Origin of the sequence: Leucobacter iarius (genome assembly GCF_039530105.1) — a bacterium.
GTDB lineage: Bacteria > Actinomycetota > Actinomycetes > Actinomycetales > Microbacteriaceae > Leucobacter > Leucobacter iarius.
On the sequence record NZ_BAAAOB010000003.1, the window covers coordinates 178,430 to 201,969 of the forward strand.

Here is a 23,540-nt window from a genome sequence, read left to right on the forward strand (position 1 = left end):
GCATGAGCGACCACTCCTCAGCGGAGCCCGACGCGGCAGCGCCGCAGCCGCCTGCTGGCGGCCTGCGCAAGCGCTCCACCGACGGCTCCCTTCCGAGCGCGCAGAAGCGCGACCTGCAGCGACCGGCGAGCCCGGAACCGCTGCCGATCTCGGTCTACGACAACCACACCCACCTCGAGTTCGAGGACGGCTTCGAGCAGCTGGATCCCGCCGAGTCGCTCGCCCGGGCCGAGGCCGTCGGCGTGCGCGGCGTCGTGCAGGTCGGCACCGACCTCGAGACGAGTCGCTGGAGCGCCCAGATGGCGGCGGCCGATCCGCGCGTGCTCGCCGCCGTCGCGCTGCACCCGAACGAGGCGCCCCGCCTCGCCGAGCGCGGACTGCTGTGCGAGCACCTCTCCGAGATCTCCCGCCTCGCCGCGCAGCCGCGCGTGCGGGCCGTCGGCGAGACCGGACTCGATTTCTTCCGCACGGGGGAGGACGGGCGCGAAGCGCAGCTCGAGTCGTTCGAGGCGCACATCGACATCGCCAAGGCGAACGGGATCGCGCTGCAGATCCACGACCGCGACGCCCATGACGACGTCGTGGCGACGCTGCTCCGCGTCGGCGCACCGGAGCGCACGGTGTTCCACTGCTTCTCGGGCGACGTCGAACTGGCGAAGATCTGCGCCGAGCACGGCTGGTACCTGTCGTTCGCCGGCACATCGACGTTCAAGAACGCGCCCGCGCTGCGCGAGGCGATGCGCGTCGCCCCGTCGAGTCGGATCCTGGTCGAGACGGACGCGCCGTTCCTCACCCCCGAGCCGTTCCGCGGACGCCCCAACGCACCGTACCTGCTGCCGCACACCGTGCGACGAATGGCCGAGACCCTGGAACAGCCGCTCGACGAGGTCTGCGCCCTGCTGGTCGAGAACACCGAGCGGGTCTACGGCTCGTGGCAGATGGAACCGGAGACCCGATGAGCGACGACGCAGCACCCACCGCACCGGCGCTCCTCGGCCCCATCGAGGTGCGCGAGCTCGCCGAGCGGCTCGGTGTCTCGCCGACCAAGAAGCTCGGCCAGAACTTCGTGATCGACCCCAACACGGTGCGCAAGATCGTGCGCCTCGCGGGGGTCGAACCCGGCGACCGGGTCATCGAGGTCGGGCCCGGCCTCGGCTCGCTCACCCTCGGCATCACCGAGGCCGGCGCCGACGTGACCGCGGTCGAGATCGACCACCGGCTCGCGGCCGAGCTGCCGAGCACGGTCCGCGCGATGCAGCCCGGGGTCTTCGCCGACCCCGATGCGCCGCGGTTCCGGGTGATCCGCAGCGACGCGCTCGAGCTCACGGCGGAGCACATCGCCGAACTGCCGGCGGCGCCCGAGGTGCTCGTCGCCAACCTGCCCTACAACGTGTCGGTGCCGATCCTCATGCAGTTCCTCGAGCTCATGCCGTCGCTGCGGGCTGGGCTCGTGATGGTGCAGGCCGAGGTCGGCTACCGCATCGCGGCCGGACCGGGGTCGAAGGAGTACGGCGCACCGAGCGCGAAGGCCGCCTGGTACGGCGAGTGGGGGATCGCGGGCACCGTGAGCCGCCGGATCTTCTGGCCCGTGCCGAACGTCGACTCCGTGCTCGTGTCGTACGTCCGCTCCGACGAATCGCGCGGCTCCGAGCCGGAACGCGTGCTGACCTTCTCGCTCATCAACTCGGCCTTCGCGCAGCGCCGCAAGATGCTGCGCCAGTCGATGCAGCCGGTGCTCGGTCCGCTCGAGCGCGCGGTCGAAGTGCTCGAAGCCGCGGGCGTCGATCCGATGGCCCGGGCCGAGCAGGTGTCGATCGATGACTTCCACCGCATCGCCCGAGTGCATGCCGCATCCGAGGTGCGCTAGCGTAATCACATGGGGACGAGGCAGACGCAGACGGTAACGGTCCGGGCGCCTGGCAAGATCAACGTCTTCTTCCGCGTCGGTGCGCTGCAGGACGACGGCTACCACGACGTCGCGTCGCTCTACCAGGCGGTTTCGCTCTACGAAGAGGTCACCGCGACGCCCGCTGACGACTTCTCGGTGCGGTTCACCGGCCCCATCGACACCAGCACGCTGCGTACCGACGACTCCAACCTCGCGATCCGTGCGGCGAAGCTGCTCGCCGAGCGCACGGGGGCGGGCCGGGGCGTTGCCCTGACCGTGCACAAGCGCGTGCCGATCGCGGGCGGCATGGGCGGCGGATCCGCCGATGCGGCGGCCACGCTGCTCGCCTGCGACGAACTCTGGGGGACCGGCCTCGGCCGAGCCGGACTGCTGCCGCTCGCGGCGTCGCTCGGCGCCGACGTGCCGTTCGCGCTCGAGGGCGGCACCGCGGTCGGCACCGGCCGGGGCGACGAGCTCAGCGCGGCCCTCGCCAAGGGATCCTTCCACTGGGTGCTCGCGCTGTCCGACGGCGGGCTCTCGACCCCGCTCGTCTACCGGACCCTCGACCAGCACCGCGACGAGCACTCGGCCGACATCGTGCCGACGCCCGAGCAGGTGCGCGTCGACACCGCCGTGCTGCAGGCCGTGCGATCCGGCGACGCCGGGTCGCTCGCCGACGCGATGCACAACGACCTGCAGGCCGCCGCGTTCCGGCTGGCTCCCGAGCTCTCCGAGCTGCTCGAACTGGGGGAGTCGCGCGGCGCGCTCGCCGGCATCGTCTCGGGATCGGGACCGACCGTCGCGTTCCTCGTCTCCGACGCGGTCGCATCGGCCGAGCTCCAGGCGGTCCTCGCGCGAGCCGGAGTCCGAACCCTCACCGCGACCGGCCCCGTGCCCGGCGCGCGCCGGATCGACTGAGCGGTCCGGCACCGGACCGGTACGAGACGAGGCCCAGCATGCGATCCACCACCGGAACCCGGGCGCGGCGGATCCTCGCGTCCGCGGCCGCGGTCCTCGCCGCGGTCGCACTGACCGGCTGCGGCTCGGTGGACGCCGGAACCGCGGGCAGACAGGCGACCGAGCGCGAGTTCCGGAGCGATCCCGCGGTGGAGTCGGTCGACCTCACCAGCCTGAACACCCTGCCCTGGATCGGGTCCGTCGACGGCACCGTCACCGCCAAGCCCGGCCTGAGTGACGACGACCTCTCGGCGCTCGTGGACCGCATCGGCGCGTTCGAGAGCGAGAAGCGCGACGGCGCGAGCGTGAGCCTGAAGGTCGCGGCCGACACCGTGACGCTGCGCGTGCTCCCGGACCGCGCGCGGAACGCACGGTTCGTCGCCGCGGCGAACGAGCTGCGGGCCGATACGGGGATCGTGTCTGCGGAGATCGAGGTGCGGTCCGGGGACGGATCGAAGCTCACCGCGCGTGCTGCGACCGCCGAGCGCGCCTTCGCGCTCGCCGCGGAGGCTCCCGACCCGCTCCGGGAGCGGGTGAGCGAGCCTCCGGTCGAACTCGAGATCTCCTCGGTGGACGGCGTATCGCTCGAAGGCGACCAGGGCGGCACCTGGGTCGCCGACGCCCAGCGGGTGTGGGCGATGGTCGGCCTGCGGGCGCGCGTCACCGTGCTGCAGGCGACTCCCGAGTCCCTGAACCTGCAGGTGGCCGAGGAAGCGGACGTGGCCCCGGCTCGTGCGGCCGCGGAGGCGGTGCTCGGAGACCGATCGATGACGGTCACCGTCGAGAGCCGATCCCTGCAGCTCCGAGACGGGGCGAGCGGGGACGCCGCCCGCGCGACGCTCGCGAAGCTGCCCGCCGAGACGCGGAAGGTCATCGACTTCGTCTGGACCGACGATGCGGTGCTCCAGCTCCACCTGAAATCGGGGACCGCACTCGCCCCCGTCGCGACCGCGCTCCTCGCGGTGCCGGAGGCCTCCGGCTTCCGAACGCTCGCGCTGATGATCGACGGCAGCGACCTCGGATCCGGCGGCTCCGGATCTCCGATCGGGGTCTTCGCCGCGCCGACCGATCTCGCGCCGCGCGCGACCGGCGTCGACCGGCTGCTGGCCACGGGATCGGTCGCGGGAGCCGATGCCGCGCGGGAGCGCATCGACGTGATGCTCGCAGAGGGCGCGGGACCGATCGAACGCGCCGCGCTCGCTCCGGTGCTCAAGTCCTTCGCGCAGCCGGGGGACTGGGTCTGCGTGAAAGGCGAGGACCCTGCGGTGCGCACGCTGTGCGTCACCGCGGCGGAGAGCATCGCGATGAGCGACGTCGACGAGGCGTACCGGTCCCAGGCGAAGGACTTCCTCTCTCGCTGGAACGCGGCTCCGTCACTCGGTGCCGCCCCCGCAGCGGAGTAGCCGGGGAATGCCCGGGATCCCGGCGGCGTTGCACCCGGCATGACCGCGTCGCCGCTCGATTCGGATCCCCGCTCCGCCGGAGCGGCACCGGGGATCACAGCGGACGTGTGGTTCGACACCCGGTGCCCCTGGTGCTTCATCGGCAAGCGTCGCTTCGAACGCGCGGTCGCGGGTTTCCGTGCGGATCACCCCGGCGTGCCCGTCACCGTCCGGCACCGCAGCTTCGAGCTCGCGCCCGGGATCGCCGACCGCTACTCCGGGACCGAGGGCGACTACCTGCGCCAGTACGAGGGCGTGCCCGACGACCACTCGGCGCGCATGCTGCCCGAGCTCGAACGGTTCGCGGCCGAAGCCGGGATCGAGATGCGTTTCGACGGGCTGCCCCTCGTCAACACCCGCAGGGCGCACCGGGTGTTCCAGCTCGGCGCCGCTCGCGGCATCGGCGAGGAGGTGCTCGACCGCCTCTTCGTCGGCTACTTCGCCGAGCATCGGGACCTCGCGGACCCCGATACGCTCGGGGCGCTCGCCGCGGAGGCCGGGCTCGACGCGGCCGATGCCCGCGCGGCTGCGGAGGATCCCGAATGGGACGCCGTGATCGACCTCGAGCAGCGTCGGGCCGGAATGCTCGGGATCCAGGGCACGCCCTATTACCTGCTGAACGCGCGGTTCGCGATCCCGGGAGCGACGGGGGAGCCCGAATTCCGGCTCGCCCTCGAGACGGTGCTCGCGAAGATCGCGCCGGGGCCCTGAGCGCTGCGCGCGCCCGTCGAGGTTGCAGTTGTGCATGGAATAGGCCGTCATTTAATGCACAACTGCAACCTCGAGCGTGCAGCCGGGCGGTCGGGCCGCGGATCGGCGGGAATAAACGGGAGCAAGCGGGAATAGAGGAGCGCCGGGGCGTGCTGTACCCGTCGTGAATGAAACGATCCGCGTCGACGTCTGGTCCGATATCGCCTGTCCGTGGTGCTTCCTCGGCAAGCACCGTTTCGCCCGAGGGCTCGAGGCCTTCGCCGAGGCGAACCCGGGAGTGCGGGTCGACGTGGAGCACCACAGCTACGAGCTCGCCCCCGACACCCCCGAGGACTTCTCGGGCAGCGAGTACGACTTCCTCGCGAAGCACAAGGGCATGCCGATGCCGCGGGTCGAGGAGATGCTCGGCGAGATGACCAAGCTGGCGGCGAGCGAGGGGCTGACCTTCGACTTCGACCGCCTGCAGCACGTGAACACGCGTCGCGCGCACCGGATCCTGCACCTCGCGAAGGATCGCGGCGTGCAGTCCGACGTGCTCGAACGCCTTTTCCGCGCCTACTTCTCGGAGGGGCTCGATCTCTCGGATCCCGAGCGCCTCGCCGACCTCGCCGCCGAGGCCGGGCTGGACCGCGCCGAGGCGCGGGCGGCGCTCGACGATCCCGCCTACGGCGACGCCGTCGACAGCGACATCACCCGCGCTCGCATGCTGGGCGTGACCGGAGTACCCTTCTTCCTGTTCGACCAGAAGTACGCGGTTCCCGGTGCGCAGGGCGCCGAGGTCTTCACCGATGTGCTGGGGCAGGTCCTGCAGTTGGGCCGCAGCGGCGACGGTGCGGGCGAGAACGGTTCCGACGGTTCGACGAACGAAGGGGAGGCGCGATGAGCGACACCACCAAGGAGACGGCGCTGAGCGACGAGGCGGCCTCGGCCGTGATCGCGGCGGACGCGGCGTTCGAGAGCGGCTTCGGCGCCGCCGGATTCGCCGATGCCGAATCGCGCGAGATCCTGAACCTGCTCGGCGACGACGCGGCGGCGGGCGGGTCCTGCTGCGGCGGGTCCTGCTGCTCGGTCTGACCCCGGGCACCGATCTCCGATCAGCGGGCGGCAGCGCCGTCCGCTGATCCGGCGTACCCGCCAAACGGCGCCTATGGGACGGGCACGCGCGTCATAACACGACTTCTTCGAACGCTGTTCAGTGCATCCCAAGGTCCGGTTCCTAGCGTTTTCGGTACGGGGCGAACGTCCCGCGCCGCGGCCACCGCGGTGTCCTGCCACGAAGGAACCACTCCTCTCATGACGAACACCAAACGCCCCACCGCAGACGCCGGACTTCTCGTACTGCGCATCGTCGCCGGCGGCGTATTCGCCGCCCACGGCGCGCAGAAGATCTTCGAATACACCATCCCCGGAACCGTCGACGCGTTCGCCGGCATGGGGGCTCCGCTCCCGGCGCTCATCGCGCCGCTCATCGCATTCCTCGAACTGATCGGCGGCGTGCTGCTGATCCTCGGCCTGCTCACCCGGCCGGTCGCGCTGCTGCTGGCGCTCGACATGCTCGGTGCGCTGGTGCTCGTGCACCTGTCCGCCGGCCTCTGGGTCGGCGCAGGCGGCTACGAGTTCGTCGCGGTGCTGGGAGCCGCGGCGCTCGCGCTCGCGCTCACCGGGGCCGGCCGATTCGCTCTCGACCCGGCGGTGCTGCGCGGCAAGGCCGCGGTCTTCGCCTGAGCCGAGGATCCCGGCCGGCGTTCGAAGGAGGGGCCTCGAACGCCGGCCGGGATCAGCCCTCGGCGGTCGCGACGACCGCCGCGGGCGTCAGCGTCTCGACCGCGAGCAGCAGCAGCGAGAGCACGAGCATCACGGGGTACTGGGCGATCAGCTGATCCGAGGTCCAGTACAGCGCGAGCGTGCCGCCCGAGACCAGGGCTGCGACGGCCGTGACCCGGCGCGGCGAACGGGGCGCGACGCCTCGAACGCGCAGCAGACCGAGGAGTCCGCCGACCGCGAGCACCGCGAACACGGCGCCCAGCAGCAGTTCGAGCATCGGGATCCCGATCCCGAACACCGCGGGGATCCCGCGCATCAGCGCCCCGATCGGGGCGAACCACTCCGGCACCCGGGTGTTGCGCTCCGCACCATCGGCGACGAGGAGGATGTCGGACGCGCCGAACCCGGCGCGCACCTTGACGACGCCCTCGATCGCCCAGAGCACGGCGAGGGCGCCCGAGACGGCGACCGCCGCCGCCCGGACGGCGGACGCGAACACGGTCGGCCTCCGTGCGACGGCGGCCTCGATCATGCGAGCTTCGCCGCCCCGAACACGGCCTTCGCCTTGTCGCAGTGGATCACGACGTCGGTGTACTGGGACAGGTCGACGCCCGAGAGGGTGAACTTCTGCGCGGCCGAGTCGAACTTGACGGCGTCGATCCGCATACCGGCTTCGACCGCTGCCTCGTCGGTGCCGTCGGTCAGATAGACGTGCAGGTCGGGCCCCTCGTCGGAGGAGAATCCGCTGAGGACGAGCTCGGTGCCGGTGACCTCCACCGTGCCGGCGACATGCTTGCCGTTCAAGCCGGTGAACGAGCCGGACTTCCGCATCATCGCGGAATCGCTCGAGGTGCTCGGCGTGGTCGACTGGCTGGAGCTCGTGCTCGGTTTCGCGTCGCCGGACGACATGGAGTCCTTCGCCCCGCTGCTGCAGGCGCTCAGCGACACGGCGAGTGCCGCGGCAGAGAGGACGGTGAGTGAGGCGGTGACGATCCTGCGCATGATGCGCTCCCATCTGTTCGACGAGTCCGCCGGTGCCGACGGACGCCTCCGACGCTAGGCAGCGGATCCGCTCGCGGGGCCGGATGTTTCGGAGCCGTAAGGAGCCGGGTCCGCGCCCACCCGGCGGAGGTAGGGTCGGGCCATGGACGCCGCAGGACCCGGAGGGAGGCGACGCGCATGAGCGAACCGTCGCAGCACGAACCGCAGCGCGGCACGGACCCCGTCGGCGCGCGCGTCGAACTGGTGGAGGATGATCCGACGGTGCGCGGAGCGGTCGAGCAGTACCTCGGGGCGCACGGCTACCGGGTGCGGGTCCACGCGAACGGGCTCGCGGCGCGAACGGCGATCCTCTCCGCGCCGGCGGGCGAGCGGGCCGACGTGCTCGTGATCGACCGCATGCTCCCCGGCCTGAGCGGCGACGAGCTCGTCCGCGAGGTGCGTGCGCGCAGCCAGGTCCCGATCCTCATGCTGACGGCGCTCGCCGAAACGGAGGACCGGGTCGAGGGGCTCGAACTCGGCGCGGACGACTACCTGGCGAAGCCGTTCTCGCTGCGCGAGCTGACCCTGCGGATCGGTTCGCTCGCGCGGCGGTCGCGGACGGCGGCGGCCGCGGTGGATCGATTCGCGGTCGGCGACTTCGAGATCGACTCGGGGCAGCGCCGGGCGTGGGTCCGCGGCGCGGAAGTGCTGCTGACCTCCCGCGAGTACGATCTGCTGCGCTATCTCGTGCGGCACCCCGACCGGATCCTCGACCGGGATCTGCTGATCTCGGAGGTCTGGGGCTGGAGCTTCGGCGACCGCTCGACGGTGACCGTGCACGTGCGCAGACTCCGCGAGAAGATCGAGCACGATCCGGCGGATCCGCGATACCTCCGCACCGAGTGGGGTGCCGGGTACCGCTTCTCGGCGACGGGACGCGAGCCGGAGGCTGCGGGCTGATGGGCGCCGGGATGATGCCGCTCGGGATCGCGGACGTGCTCGTGATCGCGGGTACCGCGCTCGGCTGCGCGGTCGCGGTCGGGGCGCTCGCATTCATCGTGCTCCGGCTGCTCCGCGGCCGGCCCCTGTTCGTCCACTTCCTGATCGTGCCCTGCGCCGCGCTGCTCGCGACGACCGCGTCGGTGCTCGCGATCTCCGTCGAGATGTACCTGTCGCCGCACGACCTCACCGTGCTGGTCTGGGTGCTCGGGGTGTCCACCGTGTTCGGCGCCGGGCTCGCGTGGGCGCTGGCGCGGTTGGTGAAGCGGGGGTTCTCGCGGGCGACGGAATCCGCCCGCGCCATCGGCGAACCGTCGACGAACGGCGGGGTCGCGGCCCCCGCGGAGGCTCCTGCCGGATCCGGGAGCATGCCCGGCCACGAGCCGGACCCGGCCCGTGCGGGGGCGGTCGAGGCCGCGGAGTTCGCCGAACTGACCCGGGAGCTCGCGGAGGTCTCCGCGCGCGTGCGCGATGCGCGGGCGGAGCTCGAACGCCTCGATTCGGCTCGGCGACGGTTCTTCGCGTGGATCTCGCACGACCTGCGCACCCCGCTCACCGCGCTGCGCGCGATGTCGGAGGCGGCGGCCTCCACCGGAGCGTCCGCGGAGCTCCGCGGATTCGCGGAGCGTGTGGGGGAGCAGTCCGTCTCGATGTCGCGGCTCGTCGATGACCTCTTCGAACTGTCGCGGCTCGGAGCGGGGACGCTCCGCCTGCAGACCGAGCAGGTCGATCTGCTCGACGTGGTCTCGGACGCGGTGGCCGAAGTGCGGGTCGCCGCCGCGCAGCGAGGGGTGCGGATCGTCGCGCGCGAGGTCGCCGGGCAGGCGGTCTGGGCCGATCCGCATCAGCTCGGGAGGGTCGTCACGAACCTGCTCACGAACGCGGTGCGCCACGCGCCGGAAGGCACGGCGGTGCTGATCTCGGTGTCGGCGCTGCCCGGGGAGCGCGTGGTGCTCGGCGTGCTCGACCAGGGCGGGGGCGTCGCGGTCGAGGACCTGGACCGCATGTTCGACGTCGGCTGGCGCGGGAGCGCGTCGCGCGGCGGATCGGGCGATGCGGCGAGCGCTGCGATCGCACCCGGATCCGGGCTTGGACTCGCGATCGCGCGCGGTCTCGCGCGTGCGCACGGTGGCGACGTGACCGCGGAGCACACGGATGCCGGGTTCCGCGTGAGCGTGGAGCTGCCGGTGCGCGCGGACTGACGGAGGGGTGGATCGAGGGAACCTGTGAGCCGGGACTGCCCGGATCTCCGGCGACTTGAGATCAGACTCATCGTTCGAATAGGGTGTGCTGTGGGGTAGGGGGTTACCTGATAGGAGCAAACCCACCGTGTCGGACACCAGTCCCCGGCTGGGCGTCGGTCTTCGAGACGCCTGGTTGAAGAGCCGACGGACTGAATCCGTCGGTCCGAGCCCCAGAGAAGAGTCGCGTACGGTCCCGCCGATGCTCTATCTGCCGGTTCGCGAGACCTCTGAGGGTGGACGGATCGTGGAGATCCGACAGACTCGTGACGGGAGGCGTGCTCTGCTTGCCTTCACCGCACTCGATCGCCTGGCCGTCGCCTGCGGCGCGCAGCAGGCCTGGGCGCTCGTCGCCACCGCATCTCTCGATGCCATCCAGGACGAACAGCCGTTCGACCTCGTGGCGTTCGACCCCGATATCCCGTCGGCGCTGGTCGAGCGGGGGCGGCTCGCATGAGCAGGATCGCCATCGACCGCGAAGAGGTGTTCGCGCTGCTCGGCAAGTTCGAGCAACGATTCGAAGATGTCCATGAGTCGCTGTCCGGCAGACCCGGAGCTGCGGACGCCGGCGAGGCGTCGAACGAGATCGGACTCATCGTCACCGCGGTGGAGGAGCTCGCGGAGAAGGCCGTGATCACGGGAACCGGGTTCACCGCGGTCAGTCGGCGCGCGATCGATGGCCTACTCGCAGACGATGCCGAGGCTGCCGAAGTATTCACGCGCATCGGGAAGGCTGAGCAGCTGTGAAGGCGCCGGTCGATCTGCACATTCCCGGAGACACCGGCGCGATCACTGGCTTGGCGGATCGGGTGACCGCCGTGGGCAAGGCCATCGGCCGGCTCTCGGGCTCCGCGGCCGAGGCCGAGCGGAACGTGCAGTACTTCTGGGAGGGGGACACCGTTCGGGGGTTCCAGACTGCGGCGGTCACACTGATGGGGGCGTACCGCCCCATAGATACTTACGCGGCGGACGCCGCGGACGTGTTCGAGGCGTACGCCGATCGGATCATTCGTGGGAGGCACGCCTTCGCCGACTACGCGGACGCAGCGGCAGCGGCAGGGATGACGGTCGTCGGAAAACGGCACATCAGGCCGCCCGAGCCGCCCGGTACCGATGCGAACGGCGACTGCGTGCCGGTCGATGCCCGGGCGCAGTCGGAGTACGAGAAGGCCGTTCGGCTGTTCACCGAGATCGAACGCCTCGTGGAGACCTGGTGGACGGATACGCGGAAGTGGATCACATCCCACTTCGGGCCGCTGGTCGCGCGGATCGGCGAGTTCGATGCGCTCGACGCGTTCCTCAAGAACCTGCAGCTGAACGGGTTCACCGTGGCCGGCGCGATGCTCGACGAGGCCGCGGCCCGTGTCTCGGACCGCCTCGGCGACTTCGTGGATCGGCAGCGCGGCTTCGAGGACGCCTACGAGAAATTCAAGAGCGACGGCAGGTCGGGGGATCCTGCGCGGAATGCGGCGGCGGAGGACTTCGATAGGAAGGGGAACCGGACCGCTCTGGAAAGCATCGAGAAGAACATCGATCTACTGAAACCGGGCAAGGTGCTGCTCCGCGTCGGAGGCCCTGCCTCCGGTGTGATCGAGGCGGCCGTGGAGCTCGCGGGAGGCGCATCGCCGTCATCCGTCGGTGCCGGGGCTGCTGGTGGTGGCGTGGGCGCATGGATCCTCGGCTCGGCCGCGGCCTCGACGGTTTCAGGACCGCTTGCTCCGATCGTGGTCGGTGCTGCGGCACTCGCGGGGGCTGTCGGTGGAAACGCGGCCTCGAAAACTGCTTGGCAAGAGTGGGTTCCCCTGCGTACGCGGGATGCGATCGACGCAGGACTCAGTGATCCGTATCGCCTAGGCGACGCGTATGACACGCGAATCAAACCTCCAAAAACAGCTCGTGGTTAGAGCTCCGGCCTCGGCGCATCTGAGGAGTCTCCGGGCCGGATCAACCGACCGGTTTGCCATCCTGTCTATGAGAGAACCGAGATGAACAACAAGATGCGCTCGCGGCGAGTGCGCTTACAACGACGCTCCGAACAGCGGGCTGGTGCCGTGCGAGTGGTCCTTACGATGGAGCGCCTTCGTCGCAGATCGGACTATGCGAAGGAAGCTACACGGTCGAGATGGGCTTCCCGGGTCCTCCTCGTTCTCTTGTTTGCCTGTTCTGCTTGGCTTTTGGTCATGCTGTCAGGGGGAGACCCCTGGTTGCGAAGTGTCACGCCGCCCTTGGCGGTCCTGCTGGGCGGCCTCATGGTCCTCAGCGCCGTGCAAGCGACGGGAGCACCTCGGGAAGGTGAAGTTCGAATCTCTCTGCGCGACGAGGGGACCTGGATCGGAACTCGATCGAGGGTCTACGCGGTTTTCAACACTTTGATTCTTGCGAACTGCGCGGCACTCGGCAGCGCCTCCCTGCTGTACATCGTCAACGAACTTGCCTCTGCGGAGGAGGGTTCGGCCGAGATTCCCCGACTGGCGTGGGTCTCCCTGGTCTTCATCCCATGGAGCATGTGTCTGGTGCCGTTGCTCGTCAGGTCCTGGAAGAACCCGCCGGGGGTTGAACTCACAAGCCACGGTGTGAACTGGAACACGGCCCGATCCTGGAGCCGTCACAGCGTCGATTGGGCCGAGATCGAGACGGTGGGCGTTACTGTGCGAAGGCAAAAGGTGTCGCTCATATGCCGTCTAGCAACAGGTGCTGTCATGGAGATCAATCAGCACGGGCTCCGATCCGATCCGAAGGCGGTCGCCGCCATCGTGCGGTTCTACCTGGAGCATCCGGAGCACCGGGACGCGCTCAGCGATCCGGAGGAGGCTCTGAGACAGTTCCAGGGCACTGTCCTATGAGTCGTGCAAACAGCATTGGGTGGCTCAGCGGGATTTTCGAGAATGTCGATGCCGGTCTCCGAGACCAATACCGGTTGCGAGAGTGTTTTGATACCCGGATTCAACCGCCGAAGGTCGCGCGAGGCTAGCATGCGGAAGTACGCGAAGTCCGCTCGAACGGCATACATAAGGTTGCCTTCGTCTCTGTCGGTCTTGCCCGTGCGGGGAGTCTCTCAGGACAAACGAATCCTGATGAGTCTCGGATTCGTCGCCTGCGCCGTTGTCTCCACCATTCTCTTCGGGCAAACGCGGGACCCGTGGTCCCAGATTGTCTGGAGCACGCTAGCTCTCTTTTCTGCCTACGGTGTCTCTCTGCTCTGGCTCTCGAGATCTTGGGAACCATTGTCCGAGCGCATCCGGTACCTTTCCGGAAGTCCGCTCCACATCGGGTATCGAAGGCCGCTCACGCTTCTGGTCTGCAACCTCTTCGGGAGTGCGCTCGTGCTGCTCTTCGGCGGGGCAGGAGTGTTTTTCACCTTCCAGCGCCTGGCGGATGACTCCGGATACGGGTCCGTCGCCCCGTTCAGGATCGCGACCTGGTCAGTCGTACTCATTCCGATGAGTCTGTATCTCGCTTTCATCGTCTGCCGTTCCTGGAGGCTCCCCACGGGGGCCAAACTGGCGAGAGAAACGCTCTTCGTTCGGGAACTCACCGTCTGGAAGCAGCTTTCGTGGCGGGAGGTGGACCGGGTGGAGGTGGAACTCGGGCGCTATCGGATCCTGTATCTCGTGCTGACGCTCCGAAACGGGGACATCGTGAGAAGCAGTGCTCAGGCGCTCGGATCCGACCCGAACGTTGTCGCCGCCATCATCCGGTTCTACCTGGAGCATCCGGAGCACCGGGACGCGCTCAGCGATCCGGAGGAGGCGCTGAGGCGGTTCCGGAGCCACGCGTTGTAGCGAACCCGCGGGGGAATCCGTTAGCGCCGTGCTTCAGCCGCCCAGCGTCGCCGCGAAGCGATCCCGCAGCGTCGTGATCGCGTCGACCGGGAGGCCTCCGGCCGAGCCGATCGCGCGCCACTCGTCGAGCATGCGCAGCGTCTGCTCGGTGTGGTGCCCGAAGTGCGATCGCATGTACACCTCGAGGTCGACTGGCGCGATCGCGGGTGCCGCGCGCAGCGCCACCGCCAGGCCGGAGCGCAGCGCCGCGACCTCCGCCGCGGCCGGGAACGGTGACCCCGGGGAGCGGCGCAGCGACGAGACCGCGGCTCGGGCCTGCACCGACGCCGCGGCGATGCCGGGCACCTCGGCGAGCATCCCGCTCCAGGTCTCCCCGCCGATGCGGAATCCGGCGACCACGGGGATCACGAGCGCCGCCTGCTCCAGGAGCGCGTGCACTCCCGTGCGACGAGTCCGTGCACCGACGCCGATGAGCGCGCGCAGCCCCGGGGCCGCAGATCCGGCGACGGCGAAGCCGAGCCCCAACGGGCCCCACCACCGCACCGGCCGCTCGCGCGTCGCGAGGAACTCGGGCACCAGCAGTCCCCAACGGCGGCCCGCCGCGGCGGCGCGCAGCGCGATGACGTCCGAGGGAGCCTGCGAAACGCCGGCGAGCAGCGCATCGGGCGAGGACGCGAGCACGCGGCCCAGATCCTCCGCGTGCGGCGGAGCGGTCGTGAGGACGGCATCCCAGCGCACCGACCCGGCCGGCGGATCGTCGCCTCCCGCGACCTCGATCGCGGGGATGCTCCGGCGGTGCGCTGCGCCGTGCCCGTCGCGTCGGGCCGGGGCGATCGCGACGTCGAGCCGGTCTGCCCCCGACCGCAGTCCGGCCCAGGTGTCGATGCCCTCGGGCAGCACCGAGAGCAGCGAGTGCGCCACGGGTCCGCGGCCGATCACGAGTACGCGCATGGGCTCACGATAGCCCGTCGCGGCCGGCGCCGGGGGAACGACGGCGCCGGCCACGAGGTTTCAGCGATCCGCCCCGACCGGGGCGGGGCGCGGCTCGGACGAGGCCCGCTCGCGCATGCCGCGCTCGTCGTCCAGCCAGTTCGCTCCGTTGTTGCGGAGGAAGAACACGTACACGACGAGGGAGACGGCGATCACTCCGGTGACGTACATGATGAACTGCGGCACGTGGCCCGTCTCTCCCGCCGCCTGGTAGAGCAGGGGAGCGGTACCGCCGAACACGGAGTTCGCGAGCGCGTAGCCGAATCCGACCCCGAGCGCGCGGATGTGGGTGGGGAAGAGCTCCGCCTTCACGACCGCGTTGATCGAGGTGTAGCCGGTGAGGATCACGAACCCGACGACGAGGATCGCGAAGGCGAGCACCGGGTCGTTCTGCGCGGGCAGGGCGGTGAGCAGGAACCAGGTGTAGAGCACGCCGCCGACCCCGAAGAACACGAGGAGCGTCTTGCGTCCGACGCGGTCCGAGAACCAGCCGCCGAGCGGCTGCAGCAGCATGAGGATCGTGAGCGCGACGAGGTTGATGATCGTGCCGGAGAGCACGTCGTCCCCGGTGAAGGCCTTCTTGACGATGCTCGGGCCGGTGACCGAGTAGGTGTAGAAGGCGACCGTGCCGCCCGCGGTCACGAGGAAGCAGAGCAGCAGCGGACGCCACTGGTGCAGCAGGAGCTCCCGCATCGAACCGGAGCGCTGCGACTGCCCGGTGCGGACGGCCTCGAGCGTCGACGTCTCGAGGGTCTCGTCCATGGTGCGCCGCAGCCACAGGACGACGAGCGCGCCGACGCCGCCGATGGCGAATGCCACGCGCCATCCCCACGCCGCGATCTCCTCGGCGGGCATGGTGACGACCATGACCATGAGGGTGAGCTGGGCCAGCACGTGGCCGCCGACGAGGGTGACGTAGTGGAACGAGGAGAGGAAGCCGCGGTGGCCCGCGATCGCCGTCTCCGACATGTAGGTCGCGCTCGTGCCGTACTCGCCGCCGGTGGCGAAGCCCTGCAGGAGCCGCGCGAACACGAGGACCACGACCGCCCAGACGCCGACGGATCCCGCGGTCGGGGAGAGTGCGATCAGCATGGAGCAGGCGGCCATCATCGAGACCGACACGGTGAGCGACAGCCGGCGCCCGTGCCGGTCGGCGAAGCGGCCGAAGAACCAGGAGCCGAGGGGGCGCATGAGGAACGTGACGGCGAAGATCGCCCACACGTACACCGTCGAGTTCTTCTCGTCGGCGGGGAAGAACTGCATCTCGAAGTAGCTCGCGAAGACGGAATAGACGTAGACGTCGTACCACTCGACGAGGTTGCCCGCCGAGCCCTTGAGCGTGTTCGAGATGGAGCGCCTGATGGTCGGCGAGGTCGCCGTCGTCGTTGACATTGACAGTCCAATCGTCATCAATCGGGGTGCGCGCCCGGAAGGGGCACTCGGTCATTCTGGGCGCGGTGGCGGCGGTCCGCGGGATTCCTTAACGCGGCCTTTACACTCGTGCGCCGCGGGATCGCGCGGTTCTCCTCACAGTGTCGACGGCGCCCCGCCGAGCGGCCGGCGGCCCGGGCATACTGGGGAGCATGCGTATTCTCGTCGCCGAGGACGACCCGTCGGTGTCGGCTGCCCTCGCGGCCGCGCTCACCCGCGCCGGGCACCGCTGCGACCGGGTGGCCCGGGGCGCCGACCTGCTCGAGCAGTACGCGGCCGCGGACGCCGTCATGCTCGATCTCGGGCTGGAGGACATGGACGGGCTCGAGGCGCTCCGGCGCCTCCGGGAGCTCAGCCCCGTACCGGTGATCGTCGTGACCGCGCGCGGCGACGAGCGGTCCACGGTGCAGGCCCTGCGTCTCGGCGCCGACGACTACCTGGTGAAGCCCGTGCGGCTGCACGAGCTGCTCGCGCGTCTCGGTGCGGTGACCCGGCGCTACGTGCGATCCGCTCCCGAGCGGATCGAGGTGGGCGGGATCGTCGTGGACGCGGCGGCGCACCGTGCCACGCGGGATGGGACGGAGATCCCGCTGACGCCGACCGAGTTCGCGCTGCTGACGGAGCTGGCCCGCGACGCCGGAACGGTGGTCGAACGGCAGAGTCTGCTCGACCGGGTGTGGGGCGACGGGTACGTGTCGACCTCGCGGGCCTTCGACGTCCACCTCGCGCAACTGCGGCAGAAGCTGCCGATGCTCACCATCACGACGATCCGAGGGATCGGCTTCCGGCTCGAAACCGGCTCATGAGGCGCCGGGTCCTGATCCCGCTGCTCGTGCTGGGGCTCGTCGCGGTCTGCGCGATCCTCGTGCCGACCGGTTCGGCGATCGCGGATGCGCGCACGCAGCAGCTGCAGCTGCAGCGCACGGGCGCCGTCGAGCAGGTGGTGCAGCGGGCGCGGGCCGTGCTCGGCGGCACCGGGTCGCCCGCGACCCTGCAGCGCTACCTGGAGCGCGTCCATTCGACCTACGGCGAGGCGGTGCTCGTGGTCGACGGTTCGGGGGAGCGGCTCGCCGAGGCTGGCGGGATCCCGCGGGATGCCGCGACCGAGCGCGCGGTCACCGCGGCCCTCCGCGGTCTGCCGCAGTGGACGCTGCCCACGGTCCTGCCCTGGAGCCCGGACTCGGCGCTCGTCGCCCAGCCGATCGCGACCGCCAGCAGCGCGGCCGAGGGCGCCGTCGTGCTCCGTGTCGACCAGGCCTCGGCGAAACGGGACGTGCTGTCCGGGTGGATCCTCGCCGGCGTCGTCGGAGCCGCACTGCTCGTCGCGCTGCTGCTCGCCTCGAACCTCTGGACCCGATGGGTGATCCGGCCGGTGCTGGCGCTCGACGCCGCGACCCGGGCCGTCTCGGAGCACCGCGGTTTCGATGCGGCCGCGGTCACGGGCCCGCCGGAACTGCGTCGCCTCGCGGCCTCGTTCGAGCGGATGGCCGGCGAGGTCGAGGACGCGCTGGAACAGCAGCGGGGGCTCGTCGCCGACGCCTCGCATCAGCTGCGCAACCCGCTCGCGGCGATCCGGCTCCGGATCGACGGGCTCCCGCGCGACGATCCCGAGTCGCGGTCCGAGGCCGACGCGGTGGAGGGCGACCTGGACCGGCTCGAGCGCACGGTCGACCGGATGCTCGTGCTCGCCGAAGCGGAGCACCGGGCGAGTTCGGAGCCGAGCCGTTCGCCCGACCGCGTCTGCTGCACGGTCTCCGCCGCGTCGCTCGTCGACCCCTATCGCTCGGCCCTCGCCGACTCCGGCATCGACGTGCTCGCGAGCGGCTCCGACGCCGAGCTGCCGTTCCGGCGCGGCGATCTCGAGGAGATCGTCGAGATCCTGGTCGACAACGCCCGCAAGTACGCGGGTCCCGGGGCGCGGGTGCGCGTGGAGGTGCGCGAGTCGCCGGCGGAGCTCCTCGTCGCCGACTCCGGCGCGGGTCTCGCCGAGACGGAGCTGGCTCGCGTGGGCACCCGGTTCTGGCGTTCCGAGACCCACCGCGCGCTGCCGGGGACGGGCCTCGGGTACGCCATCGTCGAGCAGTTGGCCCGGGCCAACGACGCGGTCGTCGAGGTCTCCCGGGCACCCGAGGGCGGTCTGCTCGCCCGCGTGCGGGTGGTCGGCGCATGACGGCCGTATCGAGACGCGCCGCACTGCTCGGGGTCGCCGCCGGACTCGCCCTCCCGCTGACGGCCTGCGCGAACGAGGCGTCCGGGGCGCGGATCCGGATGGCCTGCGGGGAGCCCGGAGGACTCTACCTGCAGTTCGGGGAGCTGCTGCGCGACGTGCTCGAGCGGCGCGGGATCGCGTTGGACGTCCTCGCGAGCAACGGCAGCGCCGAGAATCTCGCCCTGCTCAGGCGAGGGGATGCCGACCTCGCGCTCGCGCTCGCCGATTCCGCCGAGCAGCAGGGGGCGGGGCTCGCAGCCATCGGGCAGGTCTACCAGAACTATCTCCAGTGCGTCGTGCGCGCCGACGGGGGCGCGCGTCGGATCGCCGACCTCGCCGACCTCGCCGACCTCGCGGGTCGACGGGTCTCCATCGGCGCTCCCGGTTCCGGCAGCTCGCTGACGACCCGCCGCGTGCTCCGCGCAGCCGGACTGCTCGACGGTCCCGAACCGCCCGAGCTCGGCCAGCACCCGCTGGAGGACGCGCTGCGCGCGCTCGAGGCGGGCCGGATCGACGCCTTCTTCTGGTCCGGCGGGATCCCGACTCCGAAGATCGCCGAGCTCGGTGCGCGAACACCGCTCGCCCTCGTCGCCCTCGACCCGGCGCTGGCGCGGCTCTCATCCGCCGACCCGGGCCAGTACCTCCCGGCCCGGGTACCCGCGGGCGTCTACGGGATCCCGGATCCGACCTCGACGATCGGGATCCCCAACCTCCTGCTCGCGCGGCCCGAACTCGCCGACGCGACGGCGCAGGGGATCGTCGATGCCCTGATCGACGATGCGCCGTCGCTCGTCCCCGCGGGCAGCGTCGGGGTGCAGTTCCTCACCGGCGCGAGCCTCATCGACACCGGGACCCTGCCGCTCCACCCGGCGGCGAAGCGCCGCTACCGCGAACGCGCGGGCTGACCCGGATTCCCACCGACGCCCCGGGGCCCGGCGGGGTAGCGTGGAGCCATGCAGATCTCCGGCCAGCCGACGGGCGACCTCACCTACTCCGACGTCTACCTCATTCCTCGCCGTTCCGCGGTGGGGTCTCGCTTCGCGGTCGACCTTGCGCCCGGCGACGGGACGCCGGCGACGATCCCGCTCGTCGCCGCCAACATGAACTCCGTCTCGGGCCCGCGCCTCGCAGCGACCCTCGCCCGCCGGGGCGGCCTCGCGGTACTCCCGCAGGATCCGCCGCTGCCCGTCGTCGAAGAGGCGATCCGCTGGGTCAAGGAGCGCCCCGCCTCCTGCGACGCCCCCATCGTCGCCGGCGCCGGCGACACCGCGGCCGACGCGCTGCGCCGCGTGCCGCCGAGCGAACAGCACGGCCTGGTCGTCGTCCGCGGCGACGCCGAGCGCTACGCCGACGGCACCGCGGGCCCGAGCGGCGCGCCCGTCGGGATCCCCGTCGCCGAGGTGCTCGGCGTCCTCCCCGCGCACCGCCTCGCCAGCGTCCCCGAGGACGCCCGGCTCGGCGACCTCGTGCGCGGCGAACTCCCCACCATCCCCGTCGCCGAACTCGGCGAGGGCCGCGCGGCGTTCGACGCAGTGCTCGCCGCCGAGGAAGCGCTCGGCGCCCCGATCCTCTGCGTGCTCGAGGGCGATCGCGTCGTCGGCACGATCACCTCGCGCAGCGCCCTGCGCAACGCGCTCTACGCCCCGGCCGTCGACCGCGACGGACGTCTCGCCGTCACCGCGGCCGTCGGCATCAACGGTGACGTCGCGGGCAAGGCCTCGGCGCTCGCCGCCGCCGGTGCCGACGTGCTCGTCGTCGACACCGCCCACGGGCACCAGGAAGGCATGATCCGTGCGCTGCGCACCATCGCCGACCTCGACCTCGGCCTCCCCGTCGCAGCGGGCAACATCGTCACCGCCGACGGCGTGCACGACCTCGTGAACGCCGGCGCCACCATCCTCAAGGTGGGTGTCGGCCCCGGCGCCATGTGCACGACCCGCATGATGACCGCCGTCGGACGCCCCCAGTTCTCGGCCGTGCTCGAGACCGCCGAGGCCGCGAGCGAGCTCGGCGCGCACGTCTGGGCCGACGGCGGCGTCCGCTACCCGCGCGACGTCGCGCTCGCGCTCGCCGCCGGGGCCGCGTCGATCATGATCGGCTCCTGGTTCGCGGGCACGATCGAAGCGCCGGGCGAGCTGGTCGCCGACCCGGGCGGACGCCTCTACAAGGAATCCTGGGGCATGGCCTCGACCAAGGCGGTGCAGGCGCGCTTCGGCGGCCTCGACCCCTACGAGCGCGCCCGCAAGGAGCTGTTCGCCGAGGGCATCTCGTCGTCCAAGATCTACCTCGACCCGCAGCGGCCGAGCGTCGAGGACCTGGTCGACATGATCACCTCGGGCGTCCGGTCGTCGTTCACCTACGCGGGCGCGGGCAGCGTCGCCGAGTTCCACGAGCGCGCGCACGTGGGCCTGCAGTCGGCCGCGGGATACGAGGAGGGCAAGGCGCTTCCGGTCTCGTGGTGAGCGCCGCCCCCGCGGCATGACACGATGGGGGTATGACTTCCGAACTCCGTTCCGCGAGCGCGTCGGCGAACCTCGGTCGCACCGAGACCGCCGAGCGCGCCGCGGTGATCGACCTGCACCGGATCCGCGTCGAGCTCGATGTCACGGCCGCGCCGGACCCCGCCGTCGCCGTGTTCCCGACCGTCACCACCCTCGAGTTCGACGCGCGCGCCGATGCCACCTGGATCGACTTCATCGGCGATTCCGTGGGACGGGTCGAGGTGAACGGCACTGAGCAGCCGGTCCGCTACGACGGGGCGCGCATCCGCATCGACGGCCTCGGCGGCACGTCCGATGCCGCCGCCGCGGTGGTGGTGCGCGTCGAGGCGCTCGGCGTCTACAGCCGCAGCGGCGAGGGGCTGCACCGCTACGTGGATCCGGCCGACGGCGAGACCTACCTCTACACCCAGTACGAGCCGGCCGACGCCCGGCGGGTGATGGCCTGCTTCGAGCAGCCCGATCTGAAGGCCGAGACCGCGTTCTCGGTGCGGGCGCCCGAGGCCTGGACCGTGCTCTCGAACACGGTCCCCGTGGGCGAGCACGCGCCGGGCGCCGCGATCGAGTTCGCCCCGACCAGGCCGATCTCGAGCTACATCACGGCCGTCGCCGCCGGGCCGTACTTCGGCGTCCGCGATTCCTGGACCAAGGGCGACGGCAGCCTCGAGATCCCGCTCGGCGTCTACTGCCGCGCCTCGCTCGCCGAGCACCTCGACGCCGACGAGATCGTCGAGGTCACGAAGCAGGGCCTCGACTTCTTCCACGAGCGCTTCGGCTTCGACTACCCCTGGGGCGTCTACGACCAGATCTTCGTGCCCGAGTACAACCTCGGCGCGATGGAGAACCCGGGGCTCGTGACCTTCACCGAGTCCTACGTGTTCCGCGGTGCCGCGACCGAGTCGCAGCGCGAGGGCCGTGCGAACACGATCCTGCACGAGATGGCGCACATGTGGTTCGGCGACCTCGTGACGATGCGCTGGTGGGACGACCTGTGGCTCAAGGAGTCGTTCGCCGACTTCATGGGCGCGTTCGCCGCGTCGCGGGCCACGCGCTTCACCGACGCGTTCGTGACCTTCGCGAACCGCCGCAAGGCGTGGGCCGTCGAGCAGGATCAGATGCCGACCACCCACCCCATCGTCGCCGATATCCCCGATCTCGAAGCGGCCAAGCTGAACTTCGACGGCATCACCTACGCGAAGGGCGCGGCCGTGCTGAAGCAGCTCGTCGCCTTCGTGGGGGAGGACGCCTTCTTCGCCGGGGCCCGCCGCTACTTCGCGGATCACGCCTACGGCAACACCGAGCTGAACGACCTGCTCGTCGCACTCGAAGAGGCCTCCGGCCGCGACCTCCGCGCCTGGTCCGCCGCCTGGCTCGAGACCACCGGCCTGTCGACGCTCGAACTGGATCGCGGATCCGATGCGGCGGAGGAGCCGGGCGCCCGGATCCTGATGAGCGACCCGCGCCCGCACCGCATCGCGGTCGGCGGCTACGCGCTCGCCCCGAACTCCGGCGCCATGATCCGACGCGAGCGCGTCGAGCTCGACCTGGTCGACACCGAGACCCCGCTGCCGGTCGACCCGAAGCTGCTCCGGGCGTACGACCTCTGGATCCTGAACGACGAAGACCTGAGCTACGCGAAGGTCCGCCTCGACGCACCCGCGCGCGCGGCGGTCACCGGCCACCTCTCGGCCATCGACGACCCGCTCGCGCGCGGCCTTGTCTGGTCGGCGCTCTGGAACGCGACGCGGGACGGCGAGCTGCCGGCGCGCGAGTTCCTCGCCATCGTGGCGAAGCACGCGGGCGCCGAGCGCAACGTCGGGCTGCTCGAGACGGTGCTCGGCAACGCCGCGCTCGCCGTGCGCAGCTACGTGCGCGCCGAGCACCGGGTCGACGCCCAGTGGGCTCAGCTGGAGCTCGCGCTGCAGCAGCTCGACGCGGCGGAGCACGGCAGCGGTTCCCAGCTGGCCTGGGCGCGGGCGTTCGCCGCGGCCGCCGAACGCGACGGCTCGGAGTCCGAGCGGGTCGCCGACATCATGCGCGGGCACGAGGACGCGGTGCCGCTCGGTCTCGCGCTCGACGCCGACCTGCGGTGGCGGCTGCTCACCGCGCTCGTCGCCACGGGCCACGCGGGGGAAGCCGAGATCGCGACGCAGCTGGCGAGCGACGACACGGGCAGCGGTCGTGCCTGGGCGGTGCGGGCCCGCGCCTCGGTGCCCGACGCCGAGGTGCGCCTCGCGGCGTGGGAGCGCGCCTGGAACGACCTGGAGCTCAGCAACGAGCATCTCGATGCGACCATCGCGGGCGCACGCGCCGGCGGACGCGACGAACTGCTCGGCGAGCTGCCGTCCGACCCCGAGAACGGGTACTTCGCGCGGATCCTGCCCGCCTGGCAGACCCGCAGCATCGAGATCGCGAAGCGGCTCGTGCTCGGACTGTTCCCCGAGGCCCCGAACACGGACGCCGTCGACGCATGGCTCGACGCCAACGCGGATGCGCCCGGCTCGCTGCGCCGGCTCGTGATCGAGCAGCGCGACCGCCTGGCCCGCCGCATCCGCGTGCGCGCCGCCCAGTCGGCGTAACGTCGGCCGACGGCCTCCTCGTCATCCTGCGCGACGAAGGAGTCGCAGGATCCGCCGAGATCCCGCGA

At 71.1% G+C, this 23,540-nt stretch carries 25 protein-coding genes; 21 read left to right on the plus strand and 4 right to left on the minus strand.

From position 1 onward, the window contains the following. The first annotated feature begins 2 nt into the window (after positions 1–2). From ABD169_RS12440 to ABD169_RS12475, 8 genes are all read left to right on the plus strand, one after another. Positions 3–959: a TatD family hydrolase gene (locus tag ABD169_RS12440; RefSeq protein ID WP_344032657.1), complete on the plus strand. Its 957-nt coding sequence runs from the start codon at positions 3–5 to the stop codon at positions 957–959. After that, positions 956–1,867 carry a 16S rRNA (adenine(1518)-N(6)/adenine(1519)-N(6))-dimethyltransferase RsmA gene (gene rsmA, locus ABD169_RS12445; RefSeq protein ID WP_344032659.1) on the plus strand — a complete coding sequence of 304 codons (912 nt, stop codon included), beginning with the start codon at positions 956–958 and terminating at the stop codon, positions 1,865–1,867. The genes ABD169_RS12440 and rsmA overlap by 4 nt, the downstream gene beginning before the upstream one ends. A 9-nt stretch (positions 1,868–1,876) precedes the next feature. Further along, a complete protein-coding gene (locus ABD169_RS12450; RefSeq protein WP_046454282.1) occupies positions 1,877–2,806 on the plus strand; it encodes a 4-(cytidine 5'-diphospho)-2-C-methyl-D-erythritol kinase in 930 nt (309 codons plus the stop codon). 38 nt (positions 2,807–2,844) lie between these two features. Beyond that, positions 2,845–4,248: a hypothetical protein gene (locus ABD169_RS12455; protein WP_344032661.1), complete on the plus strand. Its 1,404-nt coding sequence runs from the start codon at positions 2,845–2,847 to the stop codon at positions 4,246–4,248. Positions 4,249–4,287: 39 nt separating this feature from the next. Next, positions 4,288–4,998, plus strand: a complete 711-nt coding sequence (locus tag ABD169_RS12460; RefSeq protein ID WP_344032663.1) for a DsbA family oxidoreductase — start codon at positions 4,288–4,290, stop codon at positions 4,996–4,998. A 163-nt stretch (positions 4,999–5,161) separates the two neighbouring features. Continuing rightward, the gene (locus ABD169_RS12465) at positions 5,162–5,881 is read left to right on the plus strand and encodes a DsbA family oxidoreductase (protein ID WP_344032666.1); all 720 of its coding nucleotides are present in this window, start codon (positions 5,162–5,164) and stop codon (positions 5,879–5,881) included. Further along, positions 5,878–6,072, plus strand: a complete 195-nt coding sequence (locus ABD169_RS12470; RefSeq protein WP_046454271.1) for a hypothetical protein — start codon at positions 5,878–5,880, stop codon at positions 6,070–6,072. Before ABD169_RS12465 ends, ABD169_RS12470 begins: the two co-directional genes overlap by 4 nt. A gap of 219 nt (positions 6,073–6,291) precedes the next feature. Further along, on the plus strand, positions 6,292–6,723 hold the full coding sequence (locus ABD169_RS12475) for a DoxX family protein (RefSeq protein WP_046454270.1): 432 nt from the start codon (positions 6,292–6,294) through the stop codon (positions 6,721–6,723). A gap of 52 nt (positions 6,724–6,775) precedes the next feature. On the opposite strand, the gene ABD169_RS12480 is transcribed toward ABD169_RS12475, so the two are convergent. Together ABD169_RS12480 and ABD169_RS12485 are read right to left on the minus strand one after the other, a co-directional pair. Further along, entirely contained in the window at positions 6,776–7,294 is a 519-nt protein-coding gene (locus tag ABD169_RS12480) for a hypothetical protein (RefSeq protein ID WP_344032669.1), read from the minus strand. Beyond that, positions 7,291–7,566, minus strand: a complete 276-nt coding sequence (locus ABD169_RS12485; RefSeq protein WP_344032671.1) for a DM13 domain-containing protein — start codon at positions 7,564–7,566, stop codon at positions 7,291–7,293. Before ABD169_RS12485 ends, ABD169_RS12480 begins: the two co-directional genes overlap by 4 nt. A gap of 4 nt (positions 7,567–7,570) precedes the next feature. Here ABD169_RS12485 and ABD169_RS12490 point away from each other — a divergent pair, with 4 nt between their 5' ends. From ABD169_RS12490 to ABD169_RS12525, 8 genes are all read left to right on the plus strand, one after another. Continuing rightward, positions 7,571–7,822, plus strand: coding sequence for a hypothetical protein (locus tag ABD169_RS12490; RefSeq protein ID WP_344032673.1), 252 nt, complete (start codon positions 7,571–7,573; stop codon positions 7,820–7,822). Between the two features lie 119 nt (positions 7,823–7,941). After that, positions 7,942–8,703, plus strand: a complete 762-nt coding sequence (locus ABD169_RS12495; protein WP_344032676.1) for a response regulator transcription factor — start codon at positions 7,942–7,944, stop codon at positions 8,701–8,703. Next, complete coding sequence (locus ABD169_RS12500; protein WP_344032678.1) at positions 8,703–9,944, plus strand: sensor histidine kinase; 1,242 nt, start codon at positions 8,703–8,705, stop codon at positions 9,942–9,944. The genes ABD169_RS12495 and ABD169_RS12500 overlap by 1 nt, the downstream gene beginning before the upstream one ends. A gap of 241 nt (positions 9,945–10,185) precedes the next feature. Next, on the plus strand, positions 10,186–10,440 hold the full coding sequence (locus ABD169_RS12505; RefSeq protein WP_344032680.1) for an SAV_915 family protein: 255 nt from the start codon (positions 10,186–10,188) through the stop codon (positions 10,438–10,440). Further along, entirely contained in the window at positions 10,437–10,730 is a 294-nt protein-coding gene (locus tag ABD169_RS12510) for a hypothetical protein (protein ID WP_344032682.1), read from the plus strand. Before ABD169_RS12505 ends, ABD169_RS12510 begins: the two co-directional genes overlap by 4 nt. Continuing rightward, a complete protein-coding gene (locus ABD169_RS12515; RefSeq protein ID WP_344032684.1) occupies positions 10,727–11,887 on the plus strand; it encodes a hypothetical protein in 1,161 nt (386 codons plus the stop codon). The genes ABD169_RS12510 and ABD169_RS12515 overlap by 4 nt, the downstream gene beginning before the upstream one ends. A gap of 345 nt (positions 11,888–12,232) precedes the next feature. After that, the gene (locus tag ABD169_RS12520) at positions 12,233–12,826 is read left to right on the plus strand and encodes a hypothetical protein (RefSeq protein WP_344032686.1); all 594 of its coding nucleotides are present in this window, start codon (positions 12,233–12,235) and stop codon (positions 12,824–12,826) included. A 231-nt stretch (positions 12,827–13,057) separates the two neighbouring features. Next, entirely contained in the window at positions 13,058–13,765 is a 708-nt protein-coding gene (locus ABD169_RS12525) for a hypothetical protein (protein ID WP_344032688.1), read from the plus strand. A gap of 33 nt (positions 13,766–13,798) precedes the next feature. Here the strand turns inward: ABD169_RS12525 and ABD169_RS12530 are convergent, their stop codons facing one another. Both ABD169_RS12530 and ABD169_RS12535 read right to left on the minus strand, forming a co-directional pair. Beyond that, the gene (locus tag ABD169_RS12530; protein WP_344032690.1) at positions 13,799–14,716 is read right to left on the minus strand and encodes a hypothetical protein; all 918 of its coding nucleotides are present in this window, start codon (positions 14,714–14,716) and stop codon (positions 13,799–13,801) included. Positions 14,717–14,776: 60 nt separating this feature from the next. Continuing rightward, complete coding sequence (locus ABD169_RS12535) at positions 14,777–16,147, minus strand: MFS transporter (RefSeq protein ID WP_344032692.1); 1,371 nt, start codon at positions 16,145–16,147, stop codon at positions 14,777–14,779. Between the two features lie 191 nt (positions 16,148–16,338). On the opposite strand from ABD169_RS12535, the gene ABD169_RS12540 reads away from it, so the two are divergent. From ABD169_RS12540 to pepN, 5 genes are read left to right on the plus strand one after another with little or no spacing between them, the layout of a single operon-like run. Further along, the gene (locus tag ABD169_RS12540) at positions 16,339–16,992 is read left to right on the plus strand and encodes a response regulator transcription factor (protein WP_336653405.1); all 654 of its coding nucleotides are present in this window, start codon (positions 16,339–16,341) and stop codon (positions 16,990–16,992) included. After that, a complete protein-coding gene (locus ABD169_RS12545; protein WP_344032694.1) occupies positions 16,989–18,356 on the plus strand; it encodes a sensor histidine kinase in 1,368 nt (455 codons plus the stop codon). Before ABD169_RS12540 ends, ABD169_RS12545 begins: the two co-directional genes overlap by 4 nt. Continuing rightward, complete coding sequence (locus ABD169_RS12550) at positions 18,353–19,300, plus strand: TAXI family TRAP transporter solute-binding subunit (protein WP_344032696.1); 948 nt, start codon at positions 18,353–18,355, stop codon at positions 19,298–19,300. The genes ABD169_RS12545 and ABD169_RS12550 overlap by 4 nt, the downstream gene beginning before the upstream one ends. Positions 19,301–19,348: 48 nt before the next feature. Next, on the plus strand, positions 19,349–20,857 hold the full coding sequence (gene guaB1, locus ABD169_RS12555) for a GMP reductase (protein ID WP_344032697.1): 1,509 nt from the start codon (positions 19,349–19,351) through the stop codon (positions 20,855–20,857). Positions 20,858–20,889: 32 nt separating this feature from the next. Further along, entirely contained in the window at positions 20,890–23,472 is a 2,583-nt protein-coding gene (pepN, locus tag ABD169_RS12560) for an aminopeptidase N (protein ID WP_344032699.1), read from the plus strand. Positions 23,473–23,540 lie beyond the last annotated feature (68 nt).

Excerpts from the sequence above, each read along its gene's own strand:
- ABD169_RS12440 (WP_344032657.1), top strand. The coding sequence starts at position 3 with ATGAGCGACCACTCCTCAGCGGAGCCCGACGCGGCAGCGCCGCAGCCG.
- rsmA (WP_344032659.1), top strand. The coding sequence starts at position 956 with ATGAGCGACGACGCAGCACCCACCGCACCGGCGCTCCTCGGCCCCATC.
- ABD169_RS12450 (WP_046454282.1), top strand. The coding sequence starts at position 1,877 with ATGGGGACGAGGCAGACGCAGACGGTAACGGTCCGGGCGCCTGGCAAG.
- ABD169_RS12455 (WP_344032661.1), top strand. The coding sequence starts at position 2,845 with ATGCGATCCACCACCGGAACCCGGGCGCGGCGGATCCTCGCGTCCGCG.
- ABD169_RS12460 (WP_344032663.1), top strand. The coding sequence starts at position 4,288 with ATGACCGCGTCGCCGCTCGATTCGGATCCCCGCTCCGCCGGAGCGGCA.
- ABD169_RS12470 (WP_046454271.1), top strand. The coding sequence starts at position 5,878 with ATGAGCGACACCACCAAGGAGACGGCGCTGAGCGACGAGGCGGCCTCG.
- ABD169_RS12475 (WP_046454270.1), top strand. The coding sequence starts at position 6,292 with ATGACGAACACCAAACGCCCCACCGCAGACGCCGGACTTCTCGTACTG.
- ABD169_RS12480 (WP_344032669.1), bottom strand. The coding sequence starts at position 7,294 with ATGATCGAGGCCGCCGTCGCACGGAGGCCGACCGTGTTCGCGTCCGCC.
- ABD169_RS12495 (WP_344032676.1), top strand. The coding sequence starts at position 7,942 with ATGAGCGAACCGTCGCAGCACGAACCGCAGCGCGGCACGGACCCCGTC.
- ABD169_RS12500 (WP_344032678.1), top strand. The coding sequence starts at position 8,703 with ATGGGCGCCGGGATGATGCCGCTCGGGATCGCGGACGTGCTCGTGATC.
- ABD169_RS12505 (WP_344032680.1), top strand. The coding sequence starts at position 10,186 with ATGCTCTATCTGCCGGTTCGCGAGACCTCTGAGGGTGGACGGATCGTG.
- ABD169_RS12510 (WP_344032682.1), top strand. The coding sequence starts at position 10,437 with ATGAGCAGGATCGCCATCGACCGCGAAGAGGTGTTCGCGCTGCTCGGC.
- ABD169_RS12520 (WP_344032686.1), top strand. The coding sequence starts at position 12,233 with ATGGTCCTCAGCGCCGTGCAAGCGACGGGAGCACCTCGGGAAGGTGAA.
- ABD169_RS12525 (WP_344032688.1), top strand. The coding sequence starts at position 13,058 with ATGAGTCTCGGATTCGTCGCCTGCGCCGTTGTCTCCACCATTCTCTTC.
- ABD169_RS12530 (WP_344032690.1), bottom strand. The coding sequence starts at position 14,716 with ATGCGCGTACTCGTGATCGGCCGCGGACCCGTGGCGCACTCGCTGCTC.
- ABD169_RS12535 (WP_344032692.1), bottom strand. The coding sequence starts at position 16,147 with ATGTCAACGACGACGGCGACCTCGCCGACCATCAGGCGCTCCATCTCG.
- ABD169_RS12540 (WP_336653405.1), top strand. The coding sequence starts at position 16,339 with ATGCGTATTCTCGTCGCCGAGGACGACCCGTCGGTGTCGGCTGCCCTC.
- ABD169_RS12545 (WP_344032694.1), top strand. The coding sequence starts at position 16,989 with ATGAGGCGCCGGGTCCTGATCCCGCTGCTCGTGCTGGGGCTCGTCGCG.
- ABD169_RS12550 (WP_344032696.1), top strand. The coding sequence starts at position 18,353 with ATGACGGCCGTATCGAGACGCGCCGCACTGCTCGGGGTCGCCGCCGGA.
- guaB1 (WP_344032697.1), top strand. The coding sequence starts at position 19,349 with ATGCAGATCTCCGGCCAGCCGACGGGCGACCTCACCTACTCCGACGTC.
- pepN (WP_344032699.1), top strand. The coding sequence starts at position 20,890 with ATGACTTCCGAACTCCGTTCCGCGAGCGCGTCGGCGAACCTCGGTCGC.